The 16760-nt window shown below is 55.7% G+C and carries 15 protein-coding genes and 1 tRNA gene; 10 read left to right on the top strand and 6 right to left on the bottom strand.

The genetic code is table 11. From position 1 onward, the window contains the following. Positions 1 to 9: 9 nt before the first annotated feature. Both JTA15_RS19560 and orn read right to left on the bottom strand, forming a co-directional pair. Positions 10 to 85: transfer RNA gene (locus tag JTA15_RS19560), tRNA-Gly, on the bottom strand. A 215-nt stretch (positions 86 to 300) separates the two neighbouring features. Next, a complete protein-coding gene (gene orn, locus JTA15_RS19555; protein WP_025206260.1) occupies positions 301 to 846 on the bottom strand; it encodes an oligoribonuclease in 546 nt (181 codons plus the stop codon). 107 nt (positions 847 to 953) lie between these two features. Here orn and rsgA point away from each other — a divergent pair, with 107 nt between their 5' ends. From rsgA to mscM, 3 genes are all read left to right on the top strand, one after another. After that, the gene (rsgA, locus tag JTA15_RS19550; protein ID WP_020882951.1) at positions 954 to 2006 is read left to right on the top strand and encodes a small ribosomal subunit biogenesis GTPase RsgA; all 1053 of its coding nucleotides are present in this window, start codon (positions 954 to 956) and stop codon (positions 2004 to 2006) included. A 97-nt stretch (positions 2007 to 2103) separates the two neighbouring features. Beyond that, positions 2104 to 3072, top strand: a complete 969-nt coding sequence (gene asd / locus JTA15_RS19545; protein WP_020882952.1) for an archaetidylserine decarboxylase — start codon at positions 2104 to 2106, stop codon at positions 3070 to 3072. A gap of 19 nt (positions 3073 to 3091) precedes the next feature. After that, positions 3092 to 6415, top strand: coding sequence for a miniconductance mechanosensitive channel MscM (mscM, locus tag JTA15_RS19540; protein WP_121340007.1), 3324 nt, complete (start codon positions 3092 to 3094; stop codon positions 6413 to 6415). Positions 6416 to 6454: 39 nt separating this feature from the next. On the opposite strand, the gene yjeM is transcribed toward mscM, so the two are convergent. Next, positions 6455 to 7954, bottom strand: a complete 1500-nt coding sequence (gene yjeM, locus JTA15_RS19535; protein WP_219372616.1) for a glutamate/gamma-aminobutyrate family transporter YjeM — start codon at positions 7952 to 7954, stop codon at positions 6455 to 6457. 200 nt (positions 7955 to 8154) lie between these two features. After that, positions 8155 to 9132: an elongation factor P--(R)-beta-lysine ligase gene (gene epmA, locus JTA15_RS19530; protein WP_020882955.1), complete on the bottom strand. Its 978-nt coding sequence runs from the start codon at positions 9130 to 9132 to the stop codon at positions 8155 to 8157. Between the two features lie 310 nt (positions 9133 to 9442). Between epmA and frdA the strand changes: the two genes are divergently transcribed. Genes frdA through frdD form a run of 4 tightly spaced genes read left to right on the top strand, consistent with a single transcriptional unit; the run spans position 9443 to position 12736 of the window. After that, positions 9443 to 11233 carry a fumarate reductase (quinol) flavoprotein subunit gene (gene frdA, locus JTA15_RS19525; RefSeq protein WP_219372615.1) on the top strand — a complete coding sequence of 597 codons (1791 nt, stop codon included), beginning with the start codon at positions 9443 to 9445 and terminating at the stop codon, positions 11231 to 11233. Then, positions 11226 to 11960, top strand: coding sequence for a fumarate reductase iron-sulfur protein (gene frdB / locus JTA15_RS19520; protein ID WP_044858130.1), 735 nt, complete (start codon positions 11226 to 11228; stop codon positions 11958 to 11960). The genes frdA and frdB overlap by 8 nt, the downstream gene beginning before the upstream one ends. Before the next feature lie 10 nt (positions 11961 to 11970). Beyond that, positions 11971 to 12366, top strand: a complete 396-nt coding sequence (frdC, locus tag JTA15_RS19515; RefSeq protein WP_014168296.1) for a fumarate reductase subunit FrdC — start codon at positions 11971 to 11973, stop codon at positions 12364 to 12366. Between the two features lie 10 nt (positions 12367 to 12376). Beyond that, a complete protein-coding gene (gene frdD / locus JTA15_RS19510; RefSeq protein WP_020882959.1) occupies positions 12377 to 12736 on the top strand; it encodes a fumarate reductase subunit FrdD in 360 nt (119 codons plus the stop codon). Between the two features lie 29 nt (positions 12737 to 12765). On the opposite strand, the gene ampR is transcribed toward frdD, so the two are convergent. Continuing rightward, entirely contained in the window at positions 12766 to 13641 is an 876-nt protein-coding gene (gene ampR / locus JTA15_RS19505) for a LysR family transcriptional regulator AmpR (protein ID WP_020882960.1), read from the bottom strand. Positions 13642 to 13773: 132 nt separating this feature from the next. Here ampR and blaACT point away from each other — a divergent pair, with 132 nt between their 5' ends. Further along, positions 13774 to 14919: an ACT family cephalosporin-hydrolyzing class C beta-lactamase gene (gene blaACT, locus JTA15_RS19500; protein ID WP_219372614.1), complete on the top strand. Its 1146-nt coding sequence runs from the start codon at positions 13774 to 13776 to the stop codon at positions 14917 to 14919. A gap of 98 nt (positions 14920 to 15017) precedes the next feature. Beyond that, positions 15018 to 15548 (top strand): lipocalin family protein, encoded by a 531-nt coding sequence (locus JTA15_RS19495; protein ID WP_014168292.1) that lies wholly within the window; start codon positions 15018 to 15020, stop codon positions 15546 to 15548. On the opposite strand, the gene sugE is transcribed toward JTA15_RS19495, so the two are convergent. After that, positions 15545 to 15862, bottom strand: coding sequence for a quaternary ammonium compound efflux SMR transporter SugE (sugE, locus tag JTA15_RS19490; protein ID WP_014168291.1), 318 nt, complete (start codon positions 15860 to 15862; stop codon positions 15545 to 15547). The two genes, JTA15_RS19495 and sugE, sit on opposite strands and share 4 nt — an antisense overlap. Positions 15863 to 16124: 262 nt before the next feature. On the opposite strand from sugE, the gene JTA15_RS19485 reads away from it, so the two are divergent. Beyond that, on the top strand, positions 16125 to 16724 hold the full coding sequence (locus JTA15_RS19485; protein ID WP_014168290.1) for a LuxR C-terminal-related transcriptional regulator: 600 nt from the start codon (positions 16125 to 16127) through the stop codon (positions 16722 to 16724). Positions 16725 to 16760 lie beyond the last annotated feature (36 nt).

Raw genomic sequence — 16760 nt, 5'->3', positions numbered from 1 at the left:
TTCAAATTTTGGAGCGGGAAACGAGACTCGAACTCGCGACCCCGACCTTGGCAAGGTCGTGCTCTACCAACTGAGCTATTCCCGCAAATTTGCACTGCTTTTGTTGCTGTCGTAACGTGTATTTCTCTGTCGTTACGGGAGGCGCATTATACGAGAAATCCGTTTAGCTGCAACCCCCCTAAAAGCGTTTTTTGTGAAATTCAGTTCAAGTGATGGAATATTCATCGCTTTGCACGTTTTTACACCATTCATGCGTTCTGTAGGCCGGGTAACGCGCAACGCCCCCGGCAACCGCCTGAATTACAGCTTAATAAAGTTCTCGCGATAATACGCCAGTTCGGCCACAGACTCACGGATATCGTCCATGGCCTGATGCGTTCCCTGCTTTTTAAAGCCATCCAGGATTTCCGGTTTCCAGCGACGCGCCAGCTCTTTCAGGGTGCTCACATCCAGATAGCGGTAATGGAAGTAAGACTCCAGCTCCGGCATGTACTTAAACAGAAAACGGCGATCCTGACCGATGCTGTTACCGCAGATAGGTGATTTGCCCGCCGGAACCCACTGTTTCAGAAACGCAAGCGTTGCCAGCTCCGCCTCGCGATCGCCCATGGTGCTGGCCTTTACGCGTTCCACCAGCCCGCTCCCCGTGTGGGTGCGCACGTTCCACTCATCCATTAACGCAAGCTGGTCGTCGGACTGATGAACCGCGATAGTCGGCCCTTCCGCCAGAATATTCAGGTTGGCATCGGTCACCAGGGTTGCAATCTCAATAATGCGATCGCGCTCGGGATCCAGCCCGGTCATTTCAAGATCGATCCAAATCAGGTTGTTTTCATCCGCGCTCATGTTATTTTCCACCCTTCTCGCATAACCGGCTGTAGCAGGTTAACTAGTATTAATTAGAGTGTATCATAGAGGTTTTGCCCCTTACGGGCGACCAGGAGCCAGCGCGATTGAGTAAAAATAAACTCTCCAAAGGGCAGCAGCGCCGTGTGAATGCCAATCACCAGCGCCGTCTTAAAACCACTTCGGAGAAGGTCGATTACGACGACAACCTGTTTGGCGAACCGATGGAAGGCATCGTCATCAGCCGTTTCGGTATGCACGCCGACGTGGAATCCGCCAACGGTGAGATTCACCGCTGCAACATCCGCCGGACGATTCGTTCTCTGGTGACCGGCGATCGCGTGGTCTGGCGCCCGGGTAAAGAAGCGGCGGAAGGCGTCACGGTAAAAGGCATCGTTGAGGCGGTCCACGCGCGTACGTCGGTACTGACCCGTCCCGATTTCTACGACGGGGTTAAACCTATCGCAGCCAACATTAACCAGATCGTTATCGTCTCGGCGATTTTGCCCGAACTTTCGCTCAATATTATCGACCGATACCTTGTCGCCTGTGAAACGCTGCAGGTTGAACCGATCATCGTACTCAACAAAATCGATCTGCTCGATGAAGACGGTATGAACTTCGTCAACGAGCAGATGGATATCTACCGTAACATCGGGTATCGCGTTCTGATGGTTTCCAGCTATACCAAAGATGGTCTGAAACCGCTTGAAGAGGCGCTTACCGATCGCATCAGCATCTTTGCGGGACAGTCCGGTGTGGGCAAATCAAGCCTGCTGAACAACCTTCTCGGCCTCCAGCAAGAGATCGTGACCAACGATGTGTCTGATGTTTCTGGCCTGGGCCAGCACACCACGACCGCGTCACGCCTGTATCACTTCCCGCACGGCGGCGATGTCATTGACTCCCCGGGCGTGCGTGAATTCGGTTTGTGGCACCTTGAGCCGGAACAAATCTTCAACGGATTTGTCGAATTCCATGATTATTTAGGCGCTTGCAAATACCGCGACTGTAAACATGACAATGACCCGGGCTGCGCTATCCGTGAAGCGGTCGAGAAAGGCGAAATAGCGGAGACCCGCTTTGAAAACTACCACCGCATTCTCGAGAGCATGGATCAGGTAAAAACGCGTAAAAACTTTTCTGATTCTGATAACTGACAACTAAGCTAAGCATCGCTAAAATCGTCCCCTTTTTTCAGGTTCCGGCGCTTTGCGGCCGGATCAGGAACGACAAAACAATGGCCTGGAGGCTACCTTGTTAAACTCATTTAAACTTTCGCTTCAATACATTCTGCCGAAACTGTGGCTCACTCGCCTGGCGGGCTGGGGCGCGAGCAAACGAGCGGGCTGGCTGACCAAACTGGTCATCGACCTTTTCGTAAAATATTACAAGGTCGACATGAAAGAGGCGCAGAAGCCGGATACCGCCAGCTACCGCACCTTCAACGAGTTTTTCGTCCGCCCACTGCGCGACGACGTGCGCCCGCTGAATACGGACCCTAACGTGCTGGTGATGCCTGCAGATGGCGTGATTAGCCAACTGGGTCACATCGAAGACGACAAAATCCTGCAGGCGAAAGGCCATAACTACAGCCTGGAAGCGTTGCTGGCAGGTAACTACCTGATGGCGGATCTGTTCCGTAACGGGACCTTCGCGACCACCTATCTCTCACCGCGCGACTATCACCGCGTGCACATGCCGTGCAACGGCATCCTGCGTGAAATGATCTACGTTCCGGGCGATCTGTTCTCCGTGAACCACCTCACGGCGCAGAATGTACCTAACCTGTTCGCCCGTAACGAACGCGTCATCTGCCTGTTTGATACTGAATTCGGTCCTATGGCGCAGATTCTGGTGGGCGCGACCATTGTCGGCAGCATTGAAACCGTCTGGGCTGGCACCATCACCCCACCACGTGAAGGCGTGATCAAGCGCTGGACCTGGCCTGCCGGTGAAGAAGAAGGCTCTGTCGCCCTGCTGAAAGGTCAGGAGATGGGTCGCTTCAAGCTGGGCTCAACCGTTATCAACCTGTTTGCACCGGGTAAAGTTAAACTGGCCGAACAGCTTGAAAGCCTGTCGGTCACCAAACTGGGTCAGCCGCTGGCCGTCTCTACCGAAACCTTCGTAACGCCGGTGGCAGAACCTGCACCGTTGTCCCAAGAAGAGATCGACGCCGAGCACGACGCCAGCCCGCTGGTTGACGACAAAAAAGACGAAGGCTAATAACAGAAGGATCGCTGACGTGCGCCCGATTATCGTTCTACTGATGGCCTGGTGCCTCAGCATGGGGGCGTACGCAGCGACAGCCCCCGACGCAAAACAGATAACCCAGGAACTGGAGCAGGCAAAAGCGGCAAAACCCGCTCAGCCAGAGACCGTTGAGTCGCTCCAGTCCGCCCTGAACGCGCTTGCGGAGCGAAAAGGCTCCCTTGAGCGCGCGCAGCAATATCAGCAGGTTATCGACAACTTCCCCAAACTCTCGCAAACGCTGCGCTCGCAGCTCAGTAATCTGCGTGATGAACCGCGCGATATACCGGCGGACATGTCTTCTGATGCGCTGAATCAGGAGATCCTCCAGGTCAGCAGCCAGCTTCTGGAAAAGAGCCGTCTGGCTCAGCAGGAGCAGGAACGGGCGCGTGAAATTGCCGACTCGCTCAGCCAGCTTCCCCAGCAGCAAACCGATGCCCGCCGCCAGCTTAATGAAGTTGAGCGTCGCGTTGGCACGCAAAGCGGCAACACGCCGCAAGCGCAGGCGCAGAATCTGGGACTACAGGCCGAATCTGCTCGCCTCAAAGCCCTTGTCGATGAACTGGAGCTGGCGCAGCTCTCCGCCAATAACCGCCAGGAGCTGTCGCGGATGCGCTCTGAGCTGGCGCAGAAGCAGAGCGAACAGCTGGATGCATATCTGCAGGCCCTGCGTAATCAGCTTAACAGCCAGCGGCAGCGCGAAGCCGAGCGTGCGCTTGAAAGCACCGAACTGCTGGCGGAAAACAGCGCGAACCTGCCCAGCGGCATCGTTGAGCAGTTTAAGGTCAACCGCGAGCTCTCTGCGGCGCTGAACCAACAGGCGCAGCGTATGGATCTGGTGGCCTCGCAACAGCGTCAGGCTACCAATCAAACCCTGCAGGTCCGCCAGGCGCTTAACACGTTGCGTGAGCAGTCCCAGTGGCTAGGGTCATCAAACCTGCTGGGTGAGGCGTTACGCGCGCAGGTCTCACGCCTGCCGGAAATGCCCAAACCGCAACAGCTGGATACCGAAATGGCTCAGCTGCGCGTGCAGCGACTGCACTTTGAGGATCTGCTCAACAAACAGCCGCAAATCCGCCAGATCCGTCAGGCTGACGGACAGCCGCTGACCAGCGAGCAGAACCGCATTCTGGAAGCCCAGTTGCGTACCCAGCGTGAACTGCTGAACTCCCTGCTCCAGGGCGGGGATACGCTGATTCTGGAACTGACCAAGCTCAAGGTCTCTAATAGCCAACTGGAAGATGCGCTGAAAGAGGTGAATGAGGCAACGCACCGTTATCTCTTCTGGACCTCCGACGTGCGGCCGATGACCTTCTCGTGGCCGATTGAGATTGTCCAGGATCTGCGCCGCCTTATTTCGCTGGATACCTTCAGCCAGCTGGGCCAGGCCAGCGTGATGATGCTCACCAGTAAAGAGACCATTTTCCCGCTGCTGGCCGCGCTGATTCTGGTGGGCTTCAGCATTTACTCGCGCCGGTATTTCACCCGATTCCTGGAGCGCTCCAGCGCCCGGGTGGGGAAAGTTACGCAGGATCACTTCTGGCTGACGTTACGTACCGTCTTCTGGTCGATTCTCGTCGCCTCACCGCTACCGGTGCTGTGGATGACGCTTGGATATGGCCTGCGGGAAGCCTGGCCCTACCCGCTCGCGGTGGCCATTGGCGATGGCGTCACTGCCACGGTGCCACTGCTGTGGGTGGTAATGATTTGCGCCACGTTCGCGCGTCCCAACGGTTTGTTCATCGCTCACTTCGGCTGGCCGCGTAATCGCGTTGCACGCGCCATGCGTTACTACCTGATGAGCATCGGACTGATTGTGCCGCTGATTATGGCGCTGATCATGTTTGATAAACTCAATGACCGGGAATTCTCAGGGTCGCTGGGCCGCCTCTGCTTTATGCTGATATGCGGGGCGCTGGCAATTGTCACGCTCAGCCTGAAACGCGCCGGTATCCCGCTCTATCTGGATAAATCCGGTAACGGCGACAACATGTTCAACCGGCTGCTCTGGAACCTGCTGCTGAGCGCACCGCTGATTGCCATGCTGGCAGCGACGGTGGGTTACCTGGCGACCGCCAAGGCGCTGCTGGCGAGGCTTGAAACCTCGGTGGCGATCTGGTTCCTGCTTCTGGTGGTGTATCACGTGATACGCCGCTGGATGCTGATCCAGCGCCGCCGTCTGGCGTTCGACCGTGCCAAGCACCGGCGGGCAGAGATCCTCGCCCAGCGTGCGCGTGGCGAGGAAGAGCCAAACCATATCAACAGCACAGAAGGCACGACGGAAGCTGACGAAGTCGAGCTGGATCTGGATGCCATCAGTACCCAATCCCTGCGACTGGTACGCTCCATCCTGATGCTGATTGCCCTGCTGTCGGTGATATTTCTGTGGTCGGAAATTCACTCCGCGTTTGGCTTCCTGGAAAACATCTCCCTGTGGGACGTAACGTCCACGGTACAAGGTGTGGAGAGCCTGGAGCCGATTACCTTAGGCGCGGTGTTGATTGCCATTCTGGTGTTGATCATCACCACCCAACTGGTGCGTAACTTCCCGGCGCTGCTGGAGCTGGCCCTGCTGCAGCATCTCGATTTAACCCCGGGGACGGGATACGCAATTACCACCATCACCAAATATCTGATCATGCTGTTTGGCGGGCTGGTAGGCTTCTCAATGATTGGTATTGAATGGTCGAAACTGCAGTGGCTGGTGGCGGCACTTGGTGTGGGGTTAGGGTTTGGCTTACAGGAGATCTTCGCCAACTTTATCTCTGGCCTGATTATTCTGTTCGAAAAACCGATTCGTATTGGCGATACGGTAACGATCCGCGACTTGACCGGCAGCATCACCAGGATCAACACGCGCGCCACCACGATCAGCGACTGGGACCGTAAAGAGATCATCGTGCCGAACAAGGCGTTTATTACCGAGCAGTTTATCAACTGGTCGCTGTCAGACTCCGTCACGCGTGTGGTGCTGACGGTACCTGCGCCGTCGGATGCCAACAGCGAAGAGGTCACTCAGATCCTCTACACTGCCGCGGAGCGCTGTTCATTCGTGATCGACAACCCGGCGCCGGAAGTGTTCCTGGTGGATTTACAACAGGGGATCCAGATTTTCGAACTGCGTATTTACGCCGCCGAAATGGGACACCGTATGCCACTGCGTCATGAGATCCACCAGCTGATTCTGGCAGGGTTCCGTGAGCACGGCATTGATATGCCGTTCCCACCGTTCCAGATGCGTCTGGAAAGCCTGGACGGGCGTAAAACGGGAAGAACGTTAACGTCAGCGGCGCGCACACGCCCGGCAGGAAGTCTGTAACCCTTCTCCCCTCCCTTCCGGGAGGGGAATGTTTAACCGCTACGCCACTTCCGTCAGCAACGCCACAGAACGTCGGCGGTAATTCTCATAAATCCCCATCGCCAGCAGCGAGAAGAAGACTGGACCGCCCACCATCCACAGTGCGCTACTCCAGTCATTCGCCTCAATCACCGGCTGAATAACGGTAAAGATGTTGGCGAATGCCACTACCAGCACCACCACCGCGGTTGCCAGCAGCGTGGCGGCGCGCGTTTTGAAAATCACAAACGGACGCTCAAGATCCTCCTTCGCCTTAAAGAACGGGAAGGCCAGGCTCAGAAAGAGATAAGGCAATGTCATCGACACGTTCGCCATCAGGGTCAGCTTGTTATAAAACGCTGACGCGGTATCCCCACCAAACGACACCAGCAAAATGAACACGCTGACCAGCAGGCACTGCATCCACATGGCGTTGGCGGGCATACCTGCGGTATTCAGTTGCGTCATGCGTGCAGGCCACAGCGCTTTTGGCGTGCCCTGAATTATCGCTTTCAACGGAGAGTAAATCAGCGTGAAAAACGCGCCGGTATAGGCAAGGAACATGGACAAGCCGGTGATGCGTGCAAACCAGACGCCCATCGTTGCCGCCGCTTCCGGTGTCAGATTCATCGCTTGTCCCAGCGTCATCCCCAGGCTTTTCATCAGCACATAGGTAATGTTGCCCAGGTTAGTGGTGTTGTTGCTGAGTACCTGCTGCCAGTTGGTGCTGACGCCCCAGAGGAAAATTGCCAGCGAATAGCCAATGGAGATAACTATCGCGGCAAAAATAATGCCTTTCGCAAAGTTCTTTTCCGGGTTCTCGGTCTTGTCGACCAGGCCGCCCACTGCCTCAATACCGCCGTACGCAAAAATGGCAAACACCACAAAGGAGAGCATAGCGAGCCCGGACTGATAGCTCGGGTTGGGCGAGGAAACGAAGTTCACCTCCTGAGCGAAGTGTCCGCCGTTCAGGCACAGAATGGCAATGCTGACCAGCAGCAGCACCAGGTTCAGACACATCACCGAAATCCCGCCCACGGCGGTAATGCGGGCAATTTTGTTGATGCCCTTAGACGCCACCAGCGTTACAACCACCATCCAGCAGACGGCCAGAATCCCGACCACCTGCGTGGAGCTCAGACCGGCCAAAGACCAGACCTGAGTATGATCGCTGCCGAAAACAAACGTCGAAAACGGTACCCAGACCTTGGCCGCCGTACTGACCATCCAGACCACATACGAGGAGAACCACATAAACGTGCCGATAAATGCGTAGCGCGGGCCGATGCTGTTGTTCATCCAGGAATAGATCCCGCCCTCTTCTTTGCGGTAGGCCGCCCCCATTTCCGCCATCATCAGCGCAAACGGTATGAAGAAAAACAGGGCCGAGACGATGTAGAACGGCGTTGCGCTGTAGCCCATCAGATAGAAAGCCGACGGGCTGTTGGCAAAGCCAAAGACGGAGGTGAAAATCATCAGGATGAGCCCGGTGAGGGTCATCTTTTTAAGTGACTGGGACATAGCGCCATCCAAAGGAAGTTAAACTGCGCGGATGGTAGCAGAAGACCAGACTAATATTGTGGCTATTAGGGGCAAATTAAGAAAAAGACCTGCGTACAGAGAATGTGGCAGTTTTTAATGTTGTCGTGCGGAAATGGAAAGGTTAATTGACATCAGAGGTGAGCCGGGTAAGCGACAGCGCTACCCGGCAATACGGTGCGTTATGCGCGATCGACCGTAAACGCGATCACTTCGCCCAGCTGTTCTGCGCCCAGCGCCAGCATCACCAGACGATCAACGCCCAGCGCCACGCCGGAGCAGTCCGGCAGGCCCGCCTTCAATGCTTCCAGCAGATGGGTATCAATAGGCTGCTGCGGCAGACCACGTGCCGCGCGCTTGCGGTTATCCTGCTCAAAACGCTGCTGCTGTTCGCGTGCGTCGGTCAGTTCGTGGAAGCCGTTCGCCAGCTCGATACCTTTGTAATAGACCTCAAAACGCTCCGCCACGCGGTGATCTTCGGTGCTGATCTGCGCCAGCGAAGCCTGGCTTGCCGGGAAGTGATATACAAACGTCGGCCGGTCTTTGCCAATTTGCGGCTCAACGCCAAAGGTGAAGAGCAGTTGCAGCAGCGTGTCGCGGTCTTCTTCGGTATCTGCCACGTTGCTCAGATCCAGTTTTGCCGCCACTTCGCGCAGCTGCGCTTTATCCGCAGAGAGCGGATCAATTTCCAGGTAACGCTGGAAAACCTGCTGATAAGAGAGCGTTTCCGCTTCTGAGCACTCCAGCACCTGCTGCAGCAGATCGTCCACCTCGTTCATCAGGCGGTACATATCATAATGCGGACGGTACCACTCCAACATGGTGAATTCCGGATTGTGGTGACGCCCCATCTCTTCATTACGGAAACTGCGGCACAGCTGATAGACCGGGCCACACCCTGCCGCCAGCAGGCGTTTCATGTGGTATTCCGGGCTGGTCATCAGATACAAATTCATGCCCTGTGAGTGGCCAGGACCAACAAAACGGGTTTCAAACGGGACCAGATGAATATCCGTTACCGTTGCCTGACTCATGCACGGGGTTTCCACCTCAAGGACGCCGCGGTCGGCAAAGAAGCGGCGGATCTCCGCCATAATTGCAGCGCGTTTTAGCAGGTTGGGGATGGATGCGCTCGGCTGCCAGGTGGCCGTTTCGCTCATGAGTTTTTCTCCGATTTCAGACAAGGGCACGAAGTCTACTCGTTACCAGGGACGGAGACAAATTTTGCGCAGTAAAAAAGCGCATTTCATTTAGGCGAACAATTGCGCGACGAAATTCATTACTCACCGCGATAAATCGCCGCACAGAACAGCAAAAAAATCGAACACGTCAAATTTCCCTGACATCCACGCGGTTATACTGCTTTACCCATAAAGGAGCAGTGGAAACGCTTTCGCAATCGTCCTTTTGGACGGGTGAACTACCTTTAGTTTATCGCGTTGCGAAATAACAAAAATCTGGAGGAATGTCGTGCAAACTTTTCAAGCCGATCTTGCCGTTATAGGCGCTGGCGGGGCTGGATTACGTGCTGCGATTGCTGCAGCACAAGCTAATCCCAACGCTAAAATCGCATTGATTTCAAAAGTCTATCCGATGCGCAGCCATACGGTTGCCGCAGAAGGAGGATCCGCCGCCGTTGCGCAGGATCATGACAGCTTCGAATACCATTTCCACGACACGGTTGCAGGGGGCGACTGGCTTTGCGAGCAGGATGTCGTTGACTACTTTGTACACCATTGTCCTACGGAGATGACCCAGCTTGAACTGTGGGGATGTCCGTGGAGCCGTCGTCCGGACGGCAGCGTCAACGTTCGCCGCTTCGGCGGGATGAAGATCGAACGCACCTGGTTCGCCGCCGATAAAACCGGCTTCCACATGTTGCACACCCTGTTCCAGACCTCCCTTCAGTTCCCACAGATTCAGCGCTTTGACGAACATTTCGTCCTCGACATTCTGGTTGATGACGGTCAGGCGCGCGGTCTGGTGGCGATGAACATGATGGAAGGCACCCTCGTCCAGATCCGCGCCAACGCGGTGGTCATGGCTACCGGCGGTGCGGGGCGTGTTTACCGCTACAACACCAACGGCGGTATCGTCACCGGTGACGGCATGGGCATGGCGCTCAGCCACGGCGTGCCGCTGCGGGATATGGAGTTCGTGCAGTATCACCCTACTGGCCTGCCCGGCTCCGGCATTCTGATGACGGAAGGCTGCCGTGGTGAAGGCGGGATCCTGGTCAATAAAAATGGCTACCGCTATCTGCAGGATTACGGCATGGGCCCGGAAACCCCGCTCGGCGAGCCGAAAAACAAATACATGGAACTGGGCCCACGCGACAAAGTGTCTCAGGCCTTCTGGCACGAGTGGCGCAAAGGCAACACCATCTCCACGCCACGCGGCGATGTGGTCTACCTCGACCTGCGTCATCTTGGCGAGAAGAAACTGCTGGAACGTCTGCCGTTCATTTGCGAACTGGCAAAAGCCTATGTTGGCGTCGATCCGGTGAAAGAGCCGATTCCGGTACGTCCAACGGCCCACTACACCATGGGCGGTATCGAAACCGATCAGCAGTGCGAAACCCGCATTAAAGGGCTGTTTGCCGTGGGCGAGTGCTCCTCTGTCGGCCTGCACGGTGCTAACCGTCTGGGGTCAAACTCACTGGCGGAGCTGGTGGTCTTTGGCCGCATGGCGGGCGAACGCGCGATGGAGCGTGCTGCCACCGCGGGCGAGGCGAACAGCGCGGCGCTGGATGCCCAGGTCGTTGACGTCGAAAAACGGCTGAAAAACCTGGTGAACCAGGAAGGAAATGAAAACTGGTCGAAAATCCGCGACGAGATGGGCCTGTCGATGGAAGAAGGCTGCGGTATCTACCGTACCCCTGAGCTGATGCAAAAAACCGTGGATAAGCTGGCAGAGCTGCAGGAGCGCTTCAAGCGCGTGCGCATTACCGATACCTCCAGCGTGTTCAACACAGACCTGCTCTATACCATCGAGCTGGGTCACGGCCTGAACGTGGCGGAATGTATGGCGCACTCTGCGCTGGCACGTAAAGAGTCACGCGGCGCGCATCAGCGTCTTGATGAAGGCTGCACCGAACGTGATGACGTCAATTTCCTGAAACACACTCTCGCCTGGCGCGATGCGGATGGCACCACCCGTCTGGACTACAGCGACGTGAAAATCACGACGTTGCCACCGGCTAAACGCGTGTATGGCGCAGAAGCAGAAGCCGCCGAGAAGAAGGAGAAGGCGAATGGCTGAGATGCAGAAACTGAAAATTGAAGTGGTGCGCTACAATCCGGAAGTGGACACCGCACCGCACAGCGCATTCTATGAAGTCCCTTATGACGAGCAAACCTCTCTGCTGGATGCGCTCGGCTATATCAAAGATAACCTTGCGCCGGACCTGAGCTACCGCTGGTCGTGCCGTATGGCAATCTGCGGCTCCTGCGGCATGATGGTCAACAAGGTGCCGAAACTGGCCTGTAAAACTTTCCTGCGTGAATATACCAAAGGCATCAAAGTAGAAGCGCTGGGTAACTTCCCGATTGAACGCGATCTGGTGGTCGATATGACCCACTTTATCGAAAGTCTGGAAGCGATTAAGCCGTACATCATCGGCAATCCACGTACGCCGGATCAGGGGACGAACACCCAGACGCCAGCTCAGATGGCGAAATACCATCAGTTCTCCGGCTGCATCAACTGTGGTCTGTGCTACGCCGCGTGTCCACAGTTTGGCCTGAATCCAGAGTTTATTGGCCCGGCGGCCATTACCCTGGCGCACCGCTATAACGAGGACAGCCGCGACCACGGTAAAAAAGAACGTATGCCGCAGCTTAACAGCCAGAACGGCGTCTGGAGCTGTACTTTTGTGGGCTACTGCTCCGAAGTCTGTCCAAAGCACGTCGACCCGGCCGCCGCTATTCAGCAGGGTAAAGTGGAAAGCTCGAAAGACTTTCTTATCGCCACCCTGAAACCACGCTAAGGAGTGCATAATGACGACTAAACGCAAAGCCTACGTGCGGCCAATGCCGTCCACCTGGTGGAAGAAACTGCCGTTTTATCGCTTCTATATGCTGCGTGAAGGCACCGCGGTGCCGGCGGTCTGGTTCAGCCTGGAGCTGATGTATGGCGTTTATGCCCTCAAACATGGCCCTGAAACCTGGGCCAGCTTTGTCGGCTTCCTGCAAAACCCCATCATCGTGATCCTGAACCTGATTGTGCTCGCGGCAGCGCTGCTTCATACCAAAACCTGGTTTGAACTGGCGCCAAAAGCGGCGAACATCATCATTAAAGACGAGAAAATGGGGCCAGAGCCGGTCATTAAAGGGCTATGGGGCGTGACGATCCTCGTCACTGTGGTCATTCTGTTTGTCGCACTGTTCTGGTAAGGAGACTACTGTGATTAATCCAAATCCAAAACGTTCTGACGAGCCGGTCTTCTGGGGACTGTTTGGCGCAGGGGGGATGTGGAGCGCCATCATCGCGCCGGTCATCATCCTGCTGGTCGGTATTATGCTGCCACTGGGGCTGTTTCCGGGCGATGCGCTGGGTTACGAGCGAGTACTGGCCTTTGCCAGCAGCTTTATTGGCCGTGTGTTCATCTTCCTGATGATCGTCCTGCCGCTGTGGTGTGGCCTGCACCGTATTCACCACGCGATGCATGACCTGAAAATCCATGTCCCGAGCGGGAAATGGGTGTTCTACGGCCTGGCAACCATCCTGACGGTGGTTACGCTGATTGCCGTGGTTACTATCTGATACATCAGGCCCGCTCCCCGGCGGGCCTGTCATTTCTGCATTTTCCCCACCAGCCACTGCGCAAACTCACGCATTGCAGGGGTTTCTGTCCGTGACTGCAATCGGGTTAACCAGTAACTGCCCAGCTCAATCTGTGTCGCAAACGGCTGAATGATACGTTCGCTGTTCAGCAGATGAGTGAACATACCCACAGGTGCGATAGCAATTCCCACGCCGGCCTGCGCGGCTTCCAGCATGGTAACGGATGAATCAAACACCATCACCCGATGCGTTGGTGACGGCGGGAGTTCGCCCGCGGCCTGCATCCACGCCGACCATTCGTCGCGTCGGTAAGAGCGCAGCAGCGTAAACTTCAGCATGTCCGCCGGTGCTTGTAGCCCGACGGCAATTTCAGGCGTGCACAGCGGAGCCAGCGGCGCAGAACACAGAAACGTCGCTTCAGTGCCATGCCACGCCCCTCCACCGTAGCGGATCGTGTAATCCAGCCCTTCGGCGGCCGGATCGACGCGGTTATTATGGGTCGAAAGATGCAGATCGATATGCGGATAGCGGCGACGGAAATCATCTAGCTGCGCGAATAACACCCCGGTCGCAAAAGTCCCCACCACGCCAATTTTAAGCTTCTCCAGCGCGCGATGACTGGCAAAGCGATCCAGCATGCCGGCGATACGATCAAACGAATCGTTCAGCACCGGCAGCAGATTCTCGCCCTCTGTCGTCAGCATCAATCCGCGCGAAACCCGGACAAACAGCTGACAGTTCAGATGTTGTTCCAGCGTCTTAACGTGCTGACTGATGGCTGAATGGGTGACATTCAGCTCAATGGCAGCATTAGTAAAACTGAGGTGCCTTGCCGCGGCTTCGAAGGCACGAAGCGAATTAAGCGGTAAATAGCTGCGTGTCATCGACCCATCCGTTAGAAAAATTAACAGCTAATGCTAAATTTAACCGTTTGTCAGCCACAGTCAAATCCAACAGACTAGGTATGTCTGACGGGCCCGGACACTCCCTTGACTCGCTATTACGGAAGATAACTGATGATGAAAAAATCCCTGTGCTGCGCCCTGCTGCTCAGCACCTCCTGCGCTGCATTAGCCGCACCTCTGTCAGAAACACAGCTGGCGAAGGTCGTGGAACGTACCGTTACGCCCCTGATGAAAGCGCAGTCTATTCCGGGTATGGCGGTCGCCGTGATCTATCAGGGCCAGCCGCACTACTTCACCTTCGGCAAGGCCGATGTCGCAGCGAACACACCCGTCACTGCACAAACGCTGTTTGAGCTGGGCTCAATCAGCAAAACCTTCACCGGCGTTCTGGGTGGCGATGCTATTGCTCGCGGTGAAATTTCGCTGGGCGATCCGGTGACCAAATACTGGCCTGAGCTGACCGGCAAACAGTGGCAGGGCGTTCGCATGCTGGACCTGGCAACCTATACTGCCGGTGGCCTGCCGTTACAGGTGCCCGATGAGGTTACCGATAATGCCTCGCTGCTGCGTTTTTACCAGTCCTGGCAACCACAGTGGGCGCCAGGCACCACGCGTCTTTATGCGAACGCCAGCATCGGTCTGTTTGGGGCTCTGGCGGTGAAACCTTCTGGCATGCGCTTTGAGCAGGCGATGACAGAGCGGGTCCTGAAGCCGCTTAACCTGAACCATACGTGGATTAACGTTCCGAAGTCAGAAGAACAGCATTACGCCTGGGGTTATCGTGACGGTAAAGCGGTTCACGTTTCGCCGGGCATGCTCGACGCCGAAGCGTATGGCGTGAAAACCAACGTGAAGGATATGGCGAGCTGGGTGGTGGCTAACATGGCCCCCGATGGCGTACAGGATGCCTCACTGAAGCAGGGCATGGTGCTTGCACAGTCTCGCTACTGGCGCACAGGCTCGATGTACCAGGGCCTGGGCTGGGAGATGCTCAACTGGCCGGTAGAAGCCAAAACCGTGGTGGAGGGCAGCGACAACAAAGTAGCGCTTGCGCCGTTGCCCGTGGCAGAAGTGAACCCTCCTGCACCACCGGTAAAAGCGTCATGGGTACATAAAACAGGCTCGACGGGCGGATTTGGCAGCTACGTGGCATTTATTCCTGAGAAGGAACTCGGCATCGTTATGCTGGCGAACAAGAGCTACCCGAACCCGGCACGCGTGGAAGCGGCATACCGTATTCTGAGCGCTCTGCAGTAACATCTTGCCGGGTGATGCTGATGCCCACCCGGCCTGCAAAATTCCCGCATTTTCCTTGCTGTCATCTACACTTAACAAAAAACAGTAAGGAAACTCCTATGCGCATTTTGCCTGTTATCGCCGCAGTGACAGCCGCGTTTTTAGTGGTTGCCTGCAGCTCCCCTACTCCCCCTCCCGGCGTCACCGTTGTCAGCAATTTCGACGCACAACGTTTTCTTGGAACATGGTATGAAATCGCGCGCCTTGACCACCGTTTTGAACGAGGTTTAGAGAAGGTCACGGCAAATTACAGCCCGATGGATGACGGCGGTATTCAGGTTATCAACCGGGGCTATAATCCGGACCGGGAGATGTGGCAGCAGTCGATTGGACAAGCGTACTTTACCGGCGACCCGCGACGGGCCGCGCTCAAAGTCTCCTTCTTCGGCCCGTTCTATGGCGGATATAACGTGATCGCGCTCGACAGAGAGTACCGTCACGCGCTGGTCTGCGGGCCGGATCGTAACTATCTGTGGATCCTCTCTCGCACCCCAACCCTTTCACCTGAGATGAAACAGCAGATGCTGGACGTCGCGACCCGGCAAGGGTTTGATGTGTCGAAACTCATCTGGGTAGAACAACCCCATTAATGGGTGCTGAGCTTCAACCCAATAATACCGGCCACAATCAGGGCGAGGCTGGCGATACGCGCCAGACTCGCTGACTCACCCAACAGCAGGATCCCCGTGATGGCCGCCCCCACGGCGCCAATTCCCGTCCAGACGGCATACGCTGTCCCCACCGGTAAAGAACGCATCGCCCACGAGAGCAAAACGATACTCACAATCATCGCGGTGATGGTAATGACGCTGGGTGTCAGGCGGGTAAAACCGTGGGTGTACTTCAGACCTATCGCCCATACCACTTCGAGCAGGCCAGCAATAACAAGAATGATCCAGGACATTTCAGGCTCCTTAACTTAAATGCAAGTTGGGGCCGTCCCCGATGAAGGAAGCGCTTACGGGTCGTCCCGCAAGGCAAAGATTACGCCTCATATTTTGGTTAGCGTGCGATTTTTTTTCAATCCTTTTGTGCTGAACATGTTAAGGCAAGAAATAGCCGCAGTATGCCGCGCAGTTCAGGCATTTATCACTCATCCGACTTCTCTATGATGATGTGCTTTCTGATGGCAGGAAGCCAAACCACTAGCCGACTGCGAATATAATATGTTCAAAATTCTTTTGATTGACCGTTGTCACTTCACCCGCACCGGGTTTGAAGCATGGCTCAATCATTCCGGTTTATTTCCGGAAAACGTCGTTGTGACCGGCCTGAATAATCTTTTCCTCGCCAGAGAGCACATTCTGCAATGGAAACCGACGCTGGTTATTGCTGACCTGCATGGGTTCAGACAGGATGTACATCCCTTTCAGTCCCTCTCATCTTTGCTGAACGCCAGCGAAAGAGTGCCCTTTATTTTGCTGCAATCGGGTGAGGATAGTGAAATGACCGCCTGGCTGAAGCAATTCCCGGTCTGGTCATCGCTGTTGAAAAATGCCCGTCTTGAACAACTGGGGACAGTTATCCACGACGCACTCATTTCGCACGCGAACAGTGAAAAGCCAAAGGTAACCGCGCCTTTGCTGACGCGCCAGGAGGAGAAAGTGCTGACGTTGTGGATGGAGGGTGCCAGCAATCAGAAAATTGCGGCTCACCTGAGTATTAACGGTAAAACGGTCTATACCTATAAACGGAATATCCGCATGAAATTGCATATGGATACGCGTTATTCACCGTTTTTATCCCTGCAGGAATCAGAAAGCTGACGGTACGAAACCCGTCTGGTTCCGTACCGTTTATTC

The organism is Enterobacter sp. BIDMC 29 (assembly GCF_019378755.1).
GTDB classification, from domain to species: Bacteria; Pseudomonadota; Gammaproteobacteria; order Enterobacterales; family Enterobacteriaceae; genus Enterobacter; species Enterobacter ludwigii.
The sequence above is the reverse complement of the archived record's forward strand: the minus strand, read 5'-3'. Positions and strand labels throughout refer to the sequence as shown.

Coding starts and splice junctions, on each gene's coding strand:
- orn (WP_025206260.1), bottom strand. CDS start 846: ATGAGCGCGGATGAAAACAACCTGATTTGGATCGATCTTGAAATGACC.
- yjeM (WP_219372616.1), bottom strand. CDS start 7,954: ATGTCCCAGTCACTTAAAAAGATGACCCTCACCGGGCTCATCCTGATG.
- epmA (WP_020882955.1), bottom strand. CDS start 9,132: ATGAGCGAAACGGCCACCTGGCAGCCGAGCGCATCCATCCCCAACCTG.
- frdB (WP_044858130.1), top strand. CDS start 11,226: ATGGCTGAGATGCAGAAACTGAAAATTGAAGTGGTGCGCTACAATCCG.
- frdC (WP_014168296.1), top strand. CDS start 11,971: ATGACGACTAAACGCAAAGCCTACGTGCGGCCAATGCCGTCCACCTGG.
- ampR (WP_020882960.1), bottom strand. CDS start 13,641: ATGACACGCAGCTATTTACCGCTTAATTCGCTTCGTGCCTTCGAAGCC.
- blaACT (WP_219372614.1), top strand. CDS start 13,774: ATGATGAAAAAATCCCTGTGCTGCGCCCTGCTGCTCAGCACCTCCTGC.
- JTA15_RS19495 (WP_014168292.1), top strand. CDS start 15,018: ATGCGCATTTTGCCTGTTATCGCCGCAGTGACAGCCGCGTTTTTAGTG.
- sugE (WP_014168291.1), bottom strand. CDS start 15,862: ATGTCCTGGATCATTCTTGTTATTGCTGGCCTGCTCGAAGTGGTATGG.
- JTA15_RS19485 (WP_014168290.1), top strand. CDS start 16,125: ATGTTCAAAATTCTTTTGATTGACCGTTGTCACTTCACCCGCACCGGG.